15 protein-coding genes and 1 tRNA gene are annotated in these 16498 nt (G+C 44.6%); 7 read left to right on the forward strand and 9 right to left on the reverse strand.

Going from position 1 to position 16498, the window contains the following annotated elements:
- The first annotated feature begins 67 nt into the window (after positions 1–67).
- Entirely contained in the window at positions 68–856 is a 789-nt protein-coding gene (locus EYS00_RS14585) for a choice-of-anchor H family protein (protein WP_130637885.1), read from the forward strand.
- 176 nt (positions 857–1032) lie between these two features.
- Complete coding sequence (locus tag EYS00_RS14590) at positions 1033–3360, forward strand: ATP-binding protein (RefSeq protein WP_130637887.1); 2328 nt, start codon at positions 1033–1035, stop codon at positions 3358–3360.
- A gap of 10 nt (positions 3361–3370) precedes the next feature.
- On the opposite strand, the gene EYS00_RS14595 is transcribed toward EYS00_RS14590, so the two are convergent.
- The 6 genes from EYS00_RS14595 to pepA all read right to left on the reverse strand — a co-directional run bounded on the left by EYS00_RS14595 (position 3371) and on the right by pepA (position 10675).
- A complete protein-coding gene (locus EYS00_RS14595) occupies positions 3371–3574 on the reverse strand; it encodes a hypothetical protein (protein ID WP_130637889.1) in 204 nt (67 codons plus the stop codon).
- An 11-nt stretch (positions 3575–3585) separates the two neighbouring features.
- Positions 3586–4437, reverse strand: coding sequence for an SPFH domain-containing protein (locus EYS00_RS14600; protein ID WP_130637891.1), 852 nt, complete (start codon positions 4435–4437; stop codon positions 3586–3588).
- Between the two features lie 238 nt (positions 4438–4675).
- Positions 4676–5806, reverse strand: a complete 1131-nt coding sequence (locus tag EYS00_RS14605; protein WP_130637893.1) for an energy transducer TonB — start codon at positions 5804–5806, stop codon at positions 4676–4678.
- A 120-nt stretch (positions 5807–5926) separates the two neighbouring features.
- Positions 5927–8701: a valine--tRNA ligase gene (locus tag EYS00_RS14610; protein ID WP_130637895.1), complete on the reverse strand. Its 2775-nt coding sequence runs from the start codon at positions 8699–8701 to the stop codon at positions 5927–5929.
- Positions 8702–8737: 36 nt separating this feature from the next.
- Positions 8738–9163 carry a DNA polymerase III subunit chi gene (locus EYS00_RS14615; RefSeq protein ID WP_130637897.1) on the reverse strand — a complete coding sequence of 142 codons (426 nt, stop codon included), beginning with the start codon at positions 9161–9163 and terminating at the stop codon, positions 8738–8740.
- Between the two features lie 6 nt (positions 9164–9169).
- Positions 9170–10675, reverse strand: a complete 1506-nt coding sequence (gene pepA, locus EYS00_RS14620; RefSeq protein ID WP_130637899.1) for a leucyl aminopeptidase — start codon at positions 10673–10675, stop codon at positions 9170–9172.
- A gap of 263 nt (positions 10676–10938) precedes the next feature.
- Here pepA and lptF point away from each other — a divergent pair, with 263 nt between their 5' ends.
- Positions 10939–12039, forward strand: coding sequence for an LPS export ABC transporter permease LptF (gene lptF / locus EYS00_RS14625; RefSeq protein WP_130637901.1), 1101 nt, complete (start codon positions 10939–10941; stop codon positions 12037–12039).
- The gene (gene lptG, locus EYS00_RS14630; RefSeq protein ID WP_130637903.1) at positions 12040–13101 is read left to right on the forward strand and encodes an LPS export ABC transporter permease LptG; all 1062 of its coding nucleotides are present in this window, start codon (positions 12040–12042) and stop codon (positions 13099–13101) included. It abuts the gene before it with no gap.
- Between the two features lie 16 nt (positions 13102–13117).
- Here the strand turns inward: lptG and EYS00_RS14635 are convergent, their stop codons facing one another.
- Positions 13118–13693 (reverse strand): RDD family protein, encoded by a 576-nt coding sequence (locus tag EYS00_RS14635; protein WP_130637905.1) that lies wholly within the window; start codon positions 13691–13693, stop codon positions 13118–13120.
- A gap of 208 nt (positions 13694–13901) precedes the next feature.
- On the opposite strand from EYS00_RS14635, the gene EYS00_RS14640 reads away from it, so the two are divergent.
- Positions 13902–13988, forward strand: a tRNA-Leu gene (locus tag EYS00_RS14640).
- Between the two features lie 115 nt (positions 13989–14103).
- Here the strand turns inward: EYS00_RS14640 and EYS00_RS14645 are convergent.
- Entirely contained in the window at positions 14104–14358 is a 255-nt protein-coding gene (locus EYS00_RS14645; RefSeq protein WP_307723751.1) for a type II toxin-antitoxin system RelE/ParE family toxin, read from the reverse strand.
- A gap of 25 nt (positions 14359–14383) precedes the next feature.
- Positions 14384–14644, reverse strand: coding sequence for a type II toxin-antitoxin system ParD family antitoxin (locus tag EYS00_RS14650; RefSeq protein ID WP_130637907.1), 261 nt, complete (start codon positions 14642–14644; stop codon positions 14384–14386).
- A gap of 525 nt (positions 14645–15169) precedes the next feature.
- Between EYS00_RS14650 and EYS00_RS14655 the strand changes: the two genes are divergently transcribed.
- Both EYS00_RS14655 and EYS00_RS14660 read left to right on the forward strand, forming a co-directional pair.
- Positions 15170–15931, forward strand: coding sequence for a DUF2034 domain-containing protein (locus tag EYS00_RS14655; protein ID WP_130637909.1), 762 nt, complete (start codon positions 15170–15172; stop codon positions 15929–15931).
- A 157-nt stretch (positions 15932–16088) separates the two neighbouring features.
- Complete coding sequence (locus tag EYS00_RS14660) at positions 16089–16445, forward strand: RidA family protein (RefSeq protein WP_130637911.1); 357 nt, start codon at positions 16089–16091, stop codon at positions 16443–16445.
- Positions 16446–16498 lie beyond the last annotated feature (53 nt).

Genomic DNA, 16498 nt, shown 5'->3' on the forward strand with positions numbered 1-16498 from the left:
TTCAGCATTGGTTCATCTCTTTCCGTCAACAATGACATTGTCATTTACACTGGAAAGGAAGATAACCATGTTTTACACACCATCTTTACGTTCGCTGGCAGGTATCGCTTTAACGCTTATTGCGAACGCCAGTTTTGCAAACACAACAGACAGCCAAACCCCGCTCGTTCAAAGCAAAGAATTTCGTTATGAAGAGCCATATCAAGCTGCAGTACAAAACTCAGGAAATTCTGACCAGACAGACATCGCTGCGCGACAGTCCACTAGCGTATTACAAGGGTTGAGTGTTGAACAAAAGCAAGAACACCGTGAAGCGAAGTACAACGGTACGTCAAAGCAGCTTGCATCGACCAGTCTAGTCACCACCTCTGATTTTTGGATTTACGACAGCTGGCTGAGCCTTGACCTCGATTTAGATTACGACGGCTATTTTTCAAAATTCACCTTAGAATTTGATGCCGACACCATTTACGCAGATGCACCTGTATACGCCGTAATCTATCTTGGTACTAACGAGCAATACGAATCGATACATGTAACCTCTGAATTCTACATTTATGGTGAAGATGGTTCTGATAGCTTTGTTATTGAAAGTGAGCTTATTCGAGGTTTTCCACCCAGAGATTACGACGTGCTAATAGAGTTGTACGATGCATATTCAGAGGAACTCGTTGCTGTAGCTGATTACTATGCGGATGCAGACCTTTCTTATGTATCGTTAGAAAGTGAAAACTACGAAAGTGTATATGAAGAAACTGTTGTCATTGTAGAGGAACATGGCGGAAGCACAGCGTGGTATTCACTGATAGCATTGCTTGGAATTGTTGCCCTAAAACGTTTTGGCAAATCTGCTTAGCTGATAAATTTCACTTCACTGCGCAACTTCCCTTGCGCAGTGACCATTTCCCCTCCTAAACTCTTAGTAAGCTCTGTGTTCTGTGAACTACGCAAGGGACTGTTCTCATTCCGTTTCGATATTTGTATTCCCCACTTTGATTGAGAACTGACACAAACGTACGCTAAGGGAAAACTATGATTAAGCTTGATCGTCAAGCTATCCGTATCAACATCATTGGACTGATATTAATTACCTTTGCGTTGTTTTATGGCGCATTTTCATATTTCCTCACTGACTTTTTGAATAATGTTGAGGAAAACCTCGGTGTTAAGCTTATTCGTCAGCAGGCCAGTATTACCAAGCAACGGGCACTAAGCTATTTTACTAACGATAAAAGCCTTATTGATCAGAGCTTATTCAACCAGCATTTCCAGCGCTGGATGATAGACCCGACCAACGCTGCTTACCAAGCAGAGGCTATAGATGCTATTGAATCAACGTGCGCTATCATTCAGTGTGAAGGTTGGTTTTTGTACTCTCATGGCACATTGCGAGGATTCGATTGGAACGATACCACGCAAATTATTGAAGATACTCAGATAGTTCTCGAGCGAGACACCTGGTACACCGATATCATCGCTACGGGAAAGCCCTACTTTATTGATGCTAGCGTTCATCCGTTTAATGGAAACGCATATGTATACTTTGATTATTTTGTTCGCCAAAAGGACGAACTCATTGGGCTGGTAGGTACTTATGTATCTACAGATATTGCATTTAACTCTATTCTGGATTACCCATCCGAAGACGTATCCAATATTTTGTTAGACAACAACCAAATTGTGAGAGGCATTGATACGTCGAAAAATAGTGATCTTCACCAAGCACTCGTTGACTACGTAAACGAAAAAAACTGGCAAGTTCTTCTACCAGCACATGTTATCGACGAGTTAGAAAAGCCCATTCCTCCGGGATCCGTTGCCCCCATAATGGTAGAACCACTAGAGATTAATGGAAGAGAGTACATCAGTGCCATTGTTTATATTGAAGAACTCGAATGGTATGCGGTCAGTCTATTAGATAGAGAAATTCTGAACGCAAAAATTGATACCACGCCTTTTTTGATTATCGCTAGTGTCATTCTTTTAGCGATGATGGTGATCACGGTTTACGTTATCAATACCCAGCTAATTGATTCTACGATGCACATGCTAGACGTGGTTACGCGGGTTGCCAAAGGAAGTTACGACGAGAAGGTGAAAGTCAGAAAAAACGACGAACTCGGTGCTCTCGGTCAAGGTATCAATCAAATGACAGAAACCTTGTCTAGTGCACTGGTGAAACTAGAAAACCAAAACGATGCATTAAACAACGCCATTTTTGAAGCTGAAGAAGCAAGCTTAGCCAAATCTCAATTTTTATCCAATATGAGTCACGAGCTAAGAACACCAATGAATGCGGTATTGGGATTTGCGCAAGTAGGTATAGAAGCAAAAGGAGAACATCAAAAAAATGAGTATCTCAGAAAGATTGGTCAATCAGGAGAGCACCTGCTTTCAGTAATTAATGACATCCTCGATTTTAATAAAATAGAGTCCAATACCTTCACACTAGAATCGACATCATTTCGAATTAATCGCTCCCTGCGAAGGGTCTTAGATATGTGCTTAGTTCGTGCAGATGAAAAAGGGCTCAAGGTAAAAGTTCAACTCGACAAAGCAATACCAAAACATCTCATTGGCGATCCATTCCGACTCGAGCAAATCCTGATTAACTTGTTAGGTAATGCAATTAAGTTTACTGATGATGGTTCGGTGTCGATAAAAGTCGACCTTCAGGACAAAACGGATAACGGAGTCACACTAAAAATTGCCGTCACGGATACAGGTATAGGTATCGCTGAAGCCCATTTAGCCCAACTTTTTAGCGAATTTACCCAAGCGGACAATTCCATTACCCGCAAATACGGCGGAACGGGATTAGGGTTAACGATCACCAAGCAACTTGTGGAAAGAATGCACGGGAATATTCATGTTGAAAGTCAACTGGGAAAGGGATCTACATTCAGCTTCACTGCCAAGTTCGAGTTTTCCGACGAGCCTATGATCGAACCTGTAAAAACAGACAATGTTGACCCCTCGCAACTAGTGAATGCTCTGGCGGGTAAATCAGTACTGCTGGTAGAAGATAACGAGATAAACCGCCTCGTTGTAGAGAGAATGCTGGAACCTATCGCTCTTAATCTAGACGTGGCGGTAAATGGGGAAGAAGCCGTCGCAATGGTGAAAAAGAATAAATACGGTTTGGTGCTCATGGACGTACAAATGCCAGTACTTGACGGTATTGACGCCACCCGCGCCATACGCCAATTTAATACCTCGATGGCTATCATAGGACTGTCGGCCCACGCCAATACCGAACACACTAATGTTGCACTAAACGCGGGTATGAATGACTATCTCACCAAACCAGTTGATAAAGACAAGCTCTTTCAAATGCTCTACAAGTTTTTATCAGGGTAGCCTTTTCAGCTTACTCGTCAGCTTGATCTTTGAGTTCTACATCCGTCACTACTTTTTCAACCAACTTAATACGGCCTTGCTTAAGCAAGGCCTCTCGTAATACAAACTCTATTTGTGCATTAGCACTTCGAAGTTCATCATCAGCCCACCGCTGCATTGCTGCCAGCACATTGGCATTTATACGCAGTGGATAGGCCTTTTTCTTTGTCGACATAGTGGACCTCGCTAGTACAAGCTACCGGTGTTTACGATAGGTTGTGGTGCTTTGTCTCCACACAGTGTCACCATTAAGTTGCCGACCATAGCCGCTTTGCGCTCACTGTCTAATTCAAGCATTTCGGCCTCATCAAGACGTTCCAGCGCCATTTCAACCATTCCTACTGCGCCCTCTACAATTTGACTACGTGCTGCAATAACTGCGGCTGCTTGTTGTCTTTGCAGCATGGCGCTAGCTATTTCAGGAGCATAGGCCAAGTGACTGATACGGGCCTCATGAACGGTAATACCTGCTTTGTTTAAACGCGCTTGGATCTCTTCCTGCAAACGGTTAGAAATTTCTACCGGATGACTGCGCAAAGCCACTTCGGCTTGCTCATCGTCACGGGGGTCATACGGGAAGCTACTCGCCATATTACGCAGCGCAGATTCACTTTGAATCAATACAAAACTTTCATAGTCATCAACCTCAAACACAGCTTCAGCGGTATCGGTGACAGACCACACAATAATAGCGGCTATTTCAATAGGGTTACCTTGGTTGTCGTTTACCTTAATACGCCCACTTTCAAAGTTACGAATACGCAACGATACTGTTTTTCGCATAAACAGTGGAATTGTCCAACGCAGCCCATCGCGCTTTTCAGTGCCCACGTAACTTCCAAACAATGTAAGTACCTTACCTTGATTAGGTTGAACCATAAAAAAGCCCGGCCAAAGCACAGCAACCAAAATTACAGCCAACAGTGGAAGCAATCCACCTTGAGCATGCCACCAATACAGCGTAGCTAATTGCGACAGAGGTAGAACCAACAACCCCATGACATAACCACTTATTGAAAATCCTTGTTTCTCTTCCATAATCATCACCTTTTGATATCACTTTGATATCACTATATGCGCACTTTGAATTTTGATCAAGATGAGAGCTGGTTGAGGTTGTTACAAAGTGTGATCGAGACTACTCAATTATACGTCTGTGAATCAATGATTGATGGGAGAGCGCTATTGAGCGAACTTCTCCGCTCAATAGGCTACAAGGTAAATGGTATGAGAGGTAAAAGATGCAGTTCTACAAATAAACCGTTGATGGAACTCTTTACTGAATTAAGTCGTCCATACGATTCTGTGCTATTTCAAAAATACTAAATTGAGTACCTTCTGTGCCTTCAACGAGCACTCTACATTGCCCCCAAGAATCGGGAATTGTCCATAAATGATTTTCAGCAACTGTGTATTTTTCTCTGTGTGAATCACAGCGGACTTCCACAGTATTTAACTGCCCTTGAATGTTGTCGAACAAGAACTGCTGGCGGCTTAAACTGTGAAACTGAGTCGTACGCCCTGACAAATCCATCGCAACCTGAATGTGCTCATCTGAAGCGATAAACGCTTTAACCCGTTCAACGGAATCAGCAACACCTTGATATACTTGCGATTGACTGGTGATACTTTCTAACGATTCAGCTGCCTCAAGCGCTTCTACGTAGTAACCAAAATAGGCGTTAATCTGGAACTGCCTTGAATAAATTTGCGCCATAAAATCATCTTTAAACGTAGCGTATTCTGATGAATGACGGCTGCTACTTGCCACAGCTCTATTCCAACTTGCTAATTCTCGGCGGTAATCTTGCAATTTACCCGCAACTTGGGCGTCAAGACTCCACAACCAAGCGTTTTCGTAGCGATTGTTTGTATCTCGTTCGTGAAGCTCAGCAAGGCCTTCTTGTGCTAGCACCAAATCACCTTCTTGCATGAGCTGATCAATCTCCTTGTATTTGCGCACGAAAGACCTGGCTGCACCAGTCTTACCTTCCAATACAAAGTCCATTTGAATGGATTGACGGCACTGCTGTGTAGGCTTTCCGTCTATCATTGCTGGCTCATACTTCCACTTTTTAATGGCGTTTAACGCAGGATTTCTGAAGTAGCGACTACCGCCAGCGTCTTCAATCACAGGGTCGACTACATTACCCTCTTCATCGATGACATAACTCATCTTTACCCAGCCTTCCGCACCGATTTTCGCAGCCATGACGGGAAATCGAGGATTTGCTCTTTCGATAGGTTTTGCTGGAACAAAAGAACTTAAATGATGGACTTGCTCTAGAGTATTAGCATCAGCTACTGACAGCTCGCTACTATTACATGGAGCATCAGCGTCTTGAGCACTGCCACTAAATGCAACAAGTAATGCAGTAAGCGTAGGAACTAAGGTGAATTTGGTCATTTTTATCTTCCTGATATTATAAAAATCCTCAATTGGCTAATGTAGTTCAAACTGAGGTTCGACGCAAAAAAATCCCCGCCAGTTGGCAGGGATTTTCTAGTTTAAACAATCACGTTGGGGTTAAAGGGCAGCGATAGTATCGTACTGTTCTTTAAGCTTTTCTAACTGCTTTTCGCCTTCGGCAAGCTTAGTGCGCTCTTTTTCAATAACCGCTTCAGGAGCTTTGCCAACAAACTTCTCATTACCTAGCTTACCTCGAGTGCGAGCAACGTCTTTCTCGACTTTGTCCATCGCTTTGGTAATACGGGCCAGTTCGGCTTCTTTATCGATAAGACCCGCCATTGGAATGAGTACTTCCATTTCGCCTACAAGAGCTGTTGCTGATGCAGGAGCTTGTTCACCGTCTTTAAGCACAGTTACCGATTCAAGTTTGGACAACTTATCAAGGAAGGCTTTAGCGTCATCTAACAAACGAGCGTCTTCATCACTCACGTTTTTAAGCAATGCATTAAGCGGCTTATTGGGTGAAATATCCATTTCGCCACGAATGTTACGAATGCCCACAATGAAGGTCTTCACCCATTCAATATCTGATAGTACCTGAGCATCTTGCTTCGCTGCTTCCACCGCAGGGAACGCCTGAGTCATAATGCTAGCATTATCTTCAACTGTCATGGCACTTAGCAGAACCACACGTTGCCAAATGGTATCGGTAATAAACGGCATTAACGGGTGAAGCAAACGCAACAAGTGTTCAAGCACGTTAATTAGCGTATGACGGGTTCCGCGCTTCTGCGCTTCTGTGCTGTTATCGTTGTTAAGTACTGGCTTAGTTAATTCTAAGTACCAGTCACAGAACTGATTCCATGTGAACTCATAAACCGTTTGAGCTGCAATATCGAAACGGTAGTCGGCTAATGCTTTTTCAAATTCAACTAGTGTTTGTTGGAACTTAGCCCAGATCCAACGATCTGCCATACTCAGCTCTAATTCGCCGCCGTCTTTGCCCGTATCGTGTTCTTCCGTATTCATCAGTACGAAACGTGATGCATTCCAAATCTTGTTACAGAAGTTACGGTAGCCTTCTACCCTAGCCATATCAAAGTTGATATCACGGCTGGTCGACGCCATGGCTGCAAAGGTAAAGCGCAGTGCATCAGTACCGTAGGCGTGGATACCTTCTGGGAATTGCTTGCGAGTGCGCTTTGCAATCTTCTCAGCCAGTTGAGGCTGCATCATCCCTGCAGTACGCTTAGCGACAAGTGATTCCAAGTCAATACCATCAATCAAGTCGATAGGGTCAAGCACGTTACCCTTAGACTTAGACATCTTGTCACCATTCTCATCTCGAATAAGACCAGTGATATAAATATCTTTGAATGGGATCTTGCCAGTGAACTTCTTGGTCATCATGATCATACGAGCAACCCAGAAGAAAATAATATCAAAACCAGTAACCAATACTGAAGATGGTAAGAAGGTTTCTAGTTCTGGTGTTTCTTCAGGCCATCCCATAGTGGCGAATGGCCACAAGGCTGACGAGAACCATGTATCAAGCACGTCGTTGTCTTGGCTTAACGCTACGTCAGCGGCTAAACCGTTCTTTTCACGAACTTCAGCTTCTGTGCGACCTACGTAAACCTTGCCGTTTTCGTCGTACCACGCAGGGATGCGGTGTCCCCACCACAACTGACGTGAGATACACCAGTCTTGAATGTTGTGCATCCACTGGTAGTAGGTTTTGTTCCAGTTTTCAGGCACAAAACGAATGTCACCACTTTCAACCGCTTCAATGGCTGGCTTTGCCAGTGATTCAACGGCAACGTACCATTGGTCGGTAAGATAAGGTTCGATTACCGCACCGGTTCTGTCGCCTCGTGGTACTTTGAGTTTGTGTGGCTCTATTTTCACTAGGAAACCAGAATCATCGAGGTCAGCAACAATTTGCTTACGGGCGTCGAAACGATCCATGCCACGATATGCTTCTGGGGCGTCGTCGTTTATCTTGGCATCGTCTGTCAAAATGTTGATCATCGGCAAGTCATGACGCTTACCCATGTCGTAATCGTTGAAGTCGTGGGCAGGCGTGATCTTCACACATCCTGTTCCAAATTCTTGGTCTACATAATCGTCGGCAATGACCGGGATCAATCGGCCGGTAATTGGCAATTTAATTTCTTTGCCAATAAACGCCTGATAGCGCTCATCATCTGGATGAACAGCAACAGCGGTATCACCTAGCATGGTTTCAGGGCGAGTGGTTGCAACAACAAGCTCTCCGCTGCCATCAGCCAGTGGATAGCGCATATGCCACATGCTGCCGTCTTCTTCTTCGTTCAGCACTTCTAGGTCAGAAACCGCGGTGTGCAGTACTGGGTCCCAGTTAACTAAACGCTTACCGCGATAAATGAGTCCTTCTTCATGCAGTTTTACAAATACTTCAGTCACCGCAGCCGAGAGGTTCTCGTCCATGGTAAACATTTCACGAGACCAATCTGGCGAAGTACCTAAACGGCGCATCTGACCTGTGATAGTGCCACCACTATGCTCTTTCCACTCCCACACTTTTTCAACAAAGGCTTCGCGGCCTAGGTCGTGGCGGGTTTTACCCTGAGCGTTCAATTGGCGTTCAACCACCATCTGAGTAGCAATACCCGCGTGGTCTGTACCCACTTGCCAAAGCGTATTGTCGCCTTTCATACGACGATAACGCGTCAGCGCATCCATAATAGTTTGCTGGAAGCCGTGCCCCATGTGCAAGCTACCCGTTACATTAGGTGGCGGAAGAAGAATACAATACGGGTCGCCAGTGCCAGACGCTTTAAATAGGCCGGCTTGTTCCCATTTTTCGTAGCACTGCTGCTCGATGGATTGTGGTTCGAAGGTTTTATCCATTGTTACTCTCAAAAAAGTAGGCGGTGGTTATTCACATTAGTCAGCAGATTTAAACTGCATTTGGCAACCCGCCTGCTGGTATTGTTTATATCGTACCCGAGCTGCTTGTTTAGCATCTTCATCAAGGGGTACAAAATCGATGATTTGTTTATGTTGATGGGCGTTTGGCACCATACCCGAGCCAACATTCACCACCATAGGGCGGCGACTCACTTGCTCGGGGTGCCAGCATATTTCAACCGGCGTGCCTGTTGACGGGCCTTCTCCGAACATATTGTGCGGAACAAAGCGCTTTGCAGGCAATTGCCACAGGTATTCGTCAACACTTTCTGCCTGAGATTGTGTATCGCACAACACACTGACTTTCGCTTTATTCGCATAAGCGTCGGCAATCAATGCACTTGCTCTTGCGGCTATGCTGTCGTCATTGGCAGTAAGCTGGTAAAAAACAACCTGTGGCATATCGTCTTAGTCCTCTTGCTTAACACCAGCTCGGTTCATGATGAACTGAGATAGCATTGGTACCGGGCGACCAGTGGCACCTTTATTTTTGCCACTGCGCCATGCAGTACCCGCAATATCAAGGTGAGCCCAGTTGTATTTCTTAGTAAAACGAGACAAGAAACAGCCCGCAGTGATACTTCCCGCAGGGCGACCTCCAAGGTTGGTCATGTCGGCAAATGGACTTTCAAGCTGCTCTTGATAATCATCCCACAACGGCAAGCGCCATGCGCGGTCTGAACTTTGCTCAGACGCATTCAATAGCTCGTGCGCTAATGGGTTGTGAGTACTCATTAACCCCGTAGCGTGGTAACCAAGGGCAATGATACAAGCGCCAGTAAGGGTTGCTACATCAATAACCACGTCTGGTTCGTAACGTTCAACATAGGTTAACGCATCGCACAGTACCAGACGGCCTTCAGCATCGGTATTCAAAACCTCAACAGTTTGACCCGACATAGTCGTCAGGATATCGCCCGGACGATACGCGTTGCCGTCAGGCATGTTTTCACAGCCCGCAAGAATACCAATCACATTGATAGGCAAGTTAAGTTCAGCAACCGTGTGCATAGTGCCTAGAACACCTGCGGCTCCCCCCATGTCGTATTTCATTTCGTCCATGGCTTCGCCTGGCTTAATCGAAATACCACCTGAATCAAAGGTGAGTCCTTTACCCACCAATACAATAGGTGCTTGGTCTTCTGGCCCACCTTTGTGGTGCATGATACTCATCATAGACTCGTTGTCAGAGCCGCGGCCTACCGCCAAGTAAGAATTCATTCCTAACTCAGCCATCTTTGCTTCGTCAACAACTTCCACGGTGACAGAATCGTATTCTTCACCCACCGCTTTGGCTTGTTCCCAAAGGTAAGCTGGATTACAGATGTTTGGTGGCATGTTTGCCACATCTTTAGTTACCTTAGCGCCTTTAGCTACGGCTAAACCGTGCTCAACAGCGCGCTCACCCACAGGTAACTCACGGCGCGTGGGCACGTTAAAAACAATTTTACGCAAAGGACGACGTGGCTCGCCTTTTTTAGTTTTCAGTTGCATGAAGGTATAAAGCGAGTCTTGCGTTGCTTCAACTGCCTGACGTACCTTCCAATAGGTATCACAACCTTTCACATGTAGTTCGGTTAAGAAGCATACCGCTTCCATAGAGCCCGTTTCGTTCAGTGTCTTGATGGTTTTAGCAATAATCTGCTTGTACTGGCGCTCATCTAATTCACGCTCTTTACCACATCCAACCAACAACACGCGCTCACTCAGTACATTAGGTACATGGTGAAGAAGTAGCATTTGGCCAGCTTTACCTTCCAAATCACCACGGCGCAATAAATTGCTGATATAGCCTTCACTGATTTCGTCTAGTTGCTCAGCCACCGCCGTTAAGCGTCGTGGCTCAAAAACACCTACAACAATACAGGCACTGCGTTGCTTTTCTGGGCTGCCACTTTTTACACTGAACTCCACGATATCACCTCGCTTTTTCGTCGTTTAAGGTTTGCACGATGTATAAATTCACATAACGTTTTGCACTGCTTTGTGTTTTAATACGCAGCCATGACTTGCATGCTCGCTGCGAATGGCGCAATGTAGGCGCTAAAATAGCCTAATGCGACGTAACATCATGCAACCAGTTGTTATTGATTACAGGCAAAACGTGTAAAAACGATAAGTTTACTCAAAATTGTGCTTTCTTTCACTAAAATTCCAAATTTTCAGAAAGGACTGAGATGCTGATATTCCGCTATTTACTTAAGGAAACGCTAAAGTCTCAGTTCGCTATTTTTTTCATTTTAATGGCGATTTTCGTCACTTTGCGTTTTGTTCGCGTGTTAGGTGATGCCTCAGACGGTGACATACCCGCCAGTTTGGTTCTTGGCTTCCTTGGTTTATACACACCTGCACTTGCTTCCTTGGTGCTTCCCATCAGTGCTTATTTGGGCATTATGTTAGCCCATGGTCGATTGTACGTAGACAGTGAAATGAGTGTATTGCGGGCCTGTGGCGTCAGTGAGTGGTACGTCACTCGAGTAATGCTGTTTTTGTCCGTACTAATAATGGTAGTTACCGGTGCCATTACCTTGTACTTCGCCCCCATGGCAGCAGAGAACGAATATCAACTCAGAGAAAAAGCCCGCAGTGAAGCGGGAATATCGTCAATTATCCCTGGTAGATTCCAACAGACCGGTAATGATAAAGCCGTTATCTTTGTACACGACATAGATACAGACGATAAACTTCGACGGGTGTTTTTGTCGCAAAATCAGTCTGATGGCACTAATAACCATGTTCGAGTGGTATATGCGCAAAGTGGTGAAGTCGCCAACAATCCAGACGGAACGCGCAACCTTATTTTGAATGAAGGGGTTCAATACGAGGGGCTGCAATCGCAGAGACAGTATCGCAAAATCGAGTTTGATGAGTATCACATTCAAATTGCTGATAAACCTGCAGAGGCTTCACGCAAAAAGGTGAGCGTACTGCCTACTTCAACCCTTTGGGAAAGTGACGACATTGAGTATCGCGCAGAGCTTCAGTGGCGTATCGCCATTCCGTTGTCGATTCCTTTTTTGGTACTTATTGCCGTGCCGTTGAGTGCCGTTGACCCTAGGCAAGGGCGCTTCGGCAAAATGTTCCCAGCCATTCTTCTATACCTAGGTTACTTCCTGTTGTTACTTGCTAGTCGCAGGGTGCTGGAAGACGGGAAGATGCCGTCTTTCCTCGGTCTGTGGTGGGTACATACGGTGATGCTGATTATTGGTATTACGCTCATAGCCCGCGACCGAAAATCAGGCACCCAGTTTAGAGCATGGATCAGAGGGAGAACCTAGATGTTTAAGATCCTCGACCTTTACATTGCTCGAACACTACTGGGTACCGTATCCGTTACCCTGTCCGTGCTTATTGGCTTGAGTGCGCTAATTAAGTTTGTAGAGCAGCTTCGTAAAATTGGCGAAGGCGACTACGACATGATGGTCGCCTTTTTGTACGTGCTACTCAGCCTACCTAGAGATCTAGAACAGTTCTTCCCTATGGCGACACTGTTAGGCGGACTCATTGGCATGGGTCTACTCGCCAGTAATAGTGAACTGGTTGTCATGCAAGCCGCAGGAATGAGTCGTTGGAATATCATATCTTCAGCAATGAAATCATCAGTGCTGATGATTCTGTTGGTGATGGCTGTGGGCGAATGGGTAACGCCATTCAGCGAATCAAAAGCCAAAGAGATAAGAACAGAAGCCATTACTGGTGGTAGCTTGTTCTCTTCCGACCAACTGGTTTGGGCGAAAGATGGTGAGCAGTTCGTGAGTATTGGGCAAGTTGTCAGTCGAGATAGTTTACAAGATGTAAGCGTGTTCGATTTTAACGACGACCTCTCGCTTAAATCACTCACCTTTGCAGAATCAGCCGCCTTTGACGGCACAGGTTGGTCACTTCAAGACGTAGACATTACCCACTTTTCACCAGAGAGTGTTGAGGTAGAAAACGCAGAAGCGATGCACTGGGATTCAACGCTAACACCGGATAAGCTCGGTATAGTGGCAGTCAAACCAGAAGCTCTTTCAATCACTGGCTTACTGGACTATGTGGCTTACTTGGAGAACAATAACCAAGATCCAGCGCGTTATGAACTCGCACTATGGCGCAAAATACTACAACCCGTCTCAGTGTGTGTAATGCTGCTAATGGCTTTGTCATTCGTATTTGGCCCGCTTCGCAGCGTATCCATGGGCGCTCGTATCATCATGGGCGTACTCACTGGATTTAGTTTCTTCATTCTAAACGAAGTATTTGGTCCGCTGAGCTTAGTGTATCAACTCCCCGCCTTTGCGGGAGCGCTATTACCTAGCATGCTATTTGCCGGAATAGCAGCCTTTCTGTTGCGAAAGTAAAAGCACATTGAGCGAGCTACCACTGCTTGTGGTCGTTCGCTTCTTTAGAAAGCTTTACCACTTCGGTTTGAGCAATGCGATCTTGAAGGGATTGTTTGTTTTTTATATCAAACAACACTAACAAAGTGCCCAATCCACCCAAAGATGAAATCAAGCGTAATACCAAACGAGACCATGTCATCGGCTTATCAACGGTGCTGAAAATACGCAAGCGCCATGCACGCATGCCCAACGTTTGACCGCCTTTTTTCCAAAACCACAAAAAGAATCCAGCAACCCAAGTCCCCACCCAAATTTGGATGAGTAATTTATATTGCCAAGATGATTGAATAAGCTCTGAAGGAGTTTCGAAGCCCTGCATACTGAGCACATCGTTCGACAACAAAATCATTAAAACAACAATGATAACCATAGCACTGCACATGCCCACGGCTACTGCAACGAGCGTATCGTAAATCATCGCGAGTAAACGTTTAAAGAAACTCGCTCGCTCGTGCAAAGGAGTGTTGTCTACTGTATTTTCGCTTTCAACATTGCTCGGTTTATTCTTGGCTCGTGAACCACGAGAGGACTTTTTATTTTGCTTGCTCACAAAACTACCAACGACATGAATACAAAACTCTAATGGCCGTAGTTTGACACAAGATTAAGATACCTCAAGGCAAATCCTTACACTCAAGCTTGTCATTTGATTAAGAATTCCCCATTCAATTACCTTACTGTAATAAATCCGAAAAAAAGACTTGTACCGCGCTGTTTCATCGCTATAATGCGCTCTCACTGATAGCACATCTATCGAAGCCAGAGTGGCGGAATTGGTAGACGCAGCGGATTCAAAATCCGCCGCCTTTGCGGGTGTGCCGGTTCAAGTCCGGCCTCTGGTACCATATCTTCAATACCAATTGTGAAGATATACACAAACCGACGAAAGTCGGTTTTTTGTGCCTGTAGGAAAGCAAATCGGCTCTTTTTCTATTGCCTCGAGCTACTCATCAACTGGCTTCATTCAAATGCTGAAAATGAATCCATTCGCTGGTGCAATATTCTGGCGATCTCTATCCCGGATTCGCTTTGCCAATAATATACAATGTGCTTTTGCGCTGGGAAGCTCTTTGCCTTTTCAAACAATTCAGGTCTATTCCTACCAATATCCGGATTGTTAGCAATTTGAAGGAGCGTCTCGTGCAGAAGTAAAACATATTTCTCAGCTTGAGAGCGCCCCCAATCTTTAATAGTTTTGGCAGAGATTAGTCGTATGTCATCTTAAGCAAGCTCTGATAATCTATAGCTTGCCATCGATTTCCTGGCTCACTTCAGCAAAAATAGCCAGCGCAGACTTATCAGAAGTTTGCCCATTAGACAATTGCTGAAAACCTTTACCAACCTCTTCTCTTAGTATTTCTAGTTGCTGCTGCTTCGATACATCTTTCTCAAACAGCAACCGCAAACCATCCCTGATCACTTCGCTTGCAGAAGTGTAAAGACCTGAAGCAACTTTCTCATTTATACGTTTTTCAAATTCTGAACCTAGTGTGACATTCATAAACACCTCCACATGATATGCCCATATTATGCGCACATTGTGTTCATATTGCTAATCCAAAATTAGTATAAACGGAGTTAGAATCGGGTAAATTTGAACTAAGAATTTTCTATTTGACAGCCGTCAGTCATGAAAAAAATTTATAACGTGTCTTTTTTACTTGCAACCTATTGATTATAAAATGCCAAAGCAGACGCGTACTTTTCAAAATCCTCCGCCTTTTTGTGCCTGAAAATAAGCTAACTACACACCCGAGGTGCGCCGTCCGAGTGTCGGCCCAGTCAAAGCTCGACCTCTGGAGGACATCTATGTTTTACCGATTAAAAACCAACTTTCTGCCAGTATGTATGAGCTTATATATTTACTAATCTGAAAATCAAAATTAAGAGCTCAATATAAGTAAATCCTAGATTAAGATTTTACTTCCTTAAGACCTATAGTCGATACCACACGATAGGAATTAATACCAAATCACGAAGTAACCGGAATTACTATATCTTCATCGTTTACCAAGGAAGTCTGAACATGCCTAGAAAAAGTTCGTCGTTTGTAGACCTTTTATTTGATGCTCCTTGGTGGGTTTCGTTGATAGTGGCAGCTGTTGTTTATTTGATGATTGGCCACTTATTGCCTTATATCGAAACCAACAATCAACTTATCAATATGATGTTTAACGCTTTTGCTATTAACGCACCATACTTCGCGATTTTCATATTACTCATCGCTCCATTTTCTTTTATCAATACTCGACGTAAGGCAAAACAATTAGACAACCAGAAAAGCATTGAAACGATTCGACAACTTCATTGGCGTAATTTTGAAGAGCTAGTTGCCGAAGCCTATCGCAGACAAGGGTATCGAGTAACGGAAGGTGGATATGGTGCCGACGGGGGCATAGATCTGGAATTGAGGAAAGATAGCGAAGTTACACTCGTTCAATGTAAACAATGGAAAACGCAAAAGGTCGGTGTAAATGTGGTTCGAGAAATGTTTGGCGTTTTAACGGCTAGCGATGCAGACACAGTCACAATCATATGCTCGGGTAGATTTACCCAGCAGGCTGAAGATTTTGCATCGAATAAATCCATCCAGCTAATTGCTGGAAATGAATTATTGTCGCTTGTTAAGGATGTACAAACATCACCAAAGATAGATTCTAACAAAGAGACATTATGTCCAAGGTGCGGCAGTGAATTAGTCGAACGACAAGCCAAGCGCGGCAACAATGCAGGTAACACTTTTATAGGGTGCTCAAGCTTCCCCAACTGTCGCTATACCGAAGATTGATGCTAAAAAATGGCGACTCAAGTTATTTCTAACAGCACATGAGATGTCGGCCCAGTCAAAGCCCAGCCTCTGGTACCATCTACTTTATACCCATTGAATTAAAAATATAAGCTCGCGTAAAATCTGCGCGACTTTTTCAGTATTACGGATCCAAACTATGTCGATAGAAAGAATTGAAACCAAACAACGTATGAGCCGTATTGTTAAGCACAACGGCGTAATTTATCTATGCGGACAAGTTTGTGCCGACGCCACTAAAGGCATTACCGAACAGACTCAAACCATGCTAGACAAGGTTGATGCCTTACTTGCCCAAGCAGGCAGTGATCGAGAACATATTCTCTCCGCTACCATCTACTTGAAAGACATGCAGTACTTCGCAGAAATGAATGAAGTATGGGATAACTGGGTGCCCGAAGGTCATGCTCCAGCACGAGCTTGTGTCACCGCCAACATGGCAAGAAACGCTTTGCTAGTTGAGATATCTGTAGTGGCAGCGGAAAAAAATACGTAGTAGGTGTCGAGCGAGTAGATTATATAAAAAGAAAAGCAGCACACATGTGCTGC

The organism is Alteromonas sp. KUL49, from assembly GCF_006538345.1.
Taxonomy (GTDB): Bacteria; Pseudomonadota; Gammaproteobacteria; order Enterobacterales; family Alteromonadaceae; genus Alteromonas.

What these genes read in the sequence shown, in the direction of transcription:
- EYS00_RS14585 (WP_130637885.1), top strand. Translation starts at nt 68, where the DNA reads ATGTTTTACACACCATCTTTACGTTCGCTGGCAGGTATCGCTTTAACG.
- EYS00_RS14590 (WP_130637887.1), top strand. Translation starts at nt 1,033, where the DNA reads ATGATTAAGCTTGATCGTCAAGCTATCCGTATCAACATCATTGGACTG.
- EYS00_RS14595 (WP_130637889.1), bottom strand. Translation starts at nt 3,574, where the DNA reads ATGTCGACAAAGAAAAAGGCCTATCCACTGCGTATAAATGCCAATGTG.
- EYS00_RS14600 (WP_130637891.1), bottom strand. Translation starts at nt 4,437, where the DNA reads ATGGAAGAGAAACAAGGATTTTCAATAAGTGGTTATGTCATGGGGTTG.
- EYS00_RS14605 (WP_130637893.1), bottom strand. Translation starts at nt 5,806, where the DNA reads ATGACCAAATTCACCTTAGTTCCTACGCTTACTGCATTACTTGTTGCA.
- EYS00_RS14610 (WP_130637895.1), bottom strand. Translation starts at nt 8,701, where the DNA reads ATGGATAAAACCTTCGAACCACAATCCATCGAGCAGCAGTGCTACGAA.
- EYS00_RS14615 (WP_130637897.1), bottom strand. Translation starts at nt 9,163, where the DNA reads ATGCCACAGGTTGTTTTTTACCAGCTTACTGCCAATGACGACAGCATA.
- lptF (WP_130637901.1), top strand. Translation starts at nt 10,939, where the DNA reads ATGCTGATATTCCGCTATTTACTTAAGGAAACGCTAAAGTCTCAGTTC.
- lptG (WP_130637903.1), top strand. Translation starts at nt 12,040, where the DNA reads ATGTTTAAGATCCTCGACCTTTACATTGCTCGAACACTACTGGGTACC.
- EYS00_RS14650 (WP_130637907.1), bottom strand. Translation starts at nt 14,644, where the DNA reads ATGAATGTCACACTAGGTTCAGAATTTGAAAAACGTATAAATGAGAAA.
- EYS00_RS14655 (WP_130637909.1), top strand. Translation starts at nt 15,170, where the DNA reads ATGCCTAGAAAAAGTTCGTCGTTTGTAGACCTTTTATTTGATGCTCCT.
- EYS00_RS14660 (WP_130637911.1), top strand. Translation starts at nt 16,089, where the DNA reads ATGTCGATAGAAAGAATTGAAACCAAACAACGTATGAGCCGTATTGTT.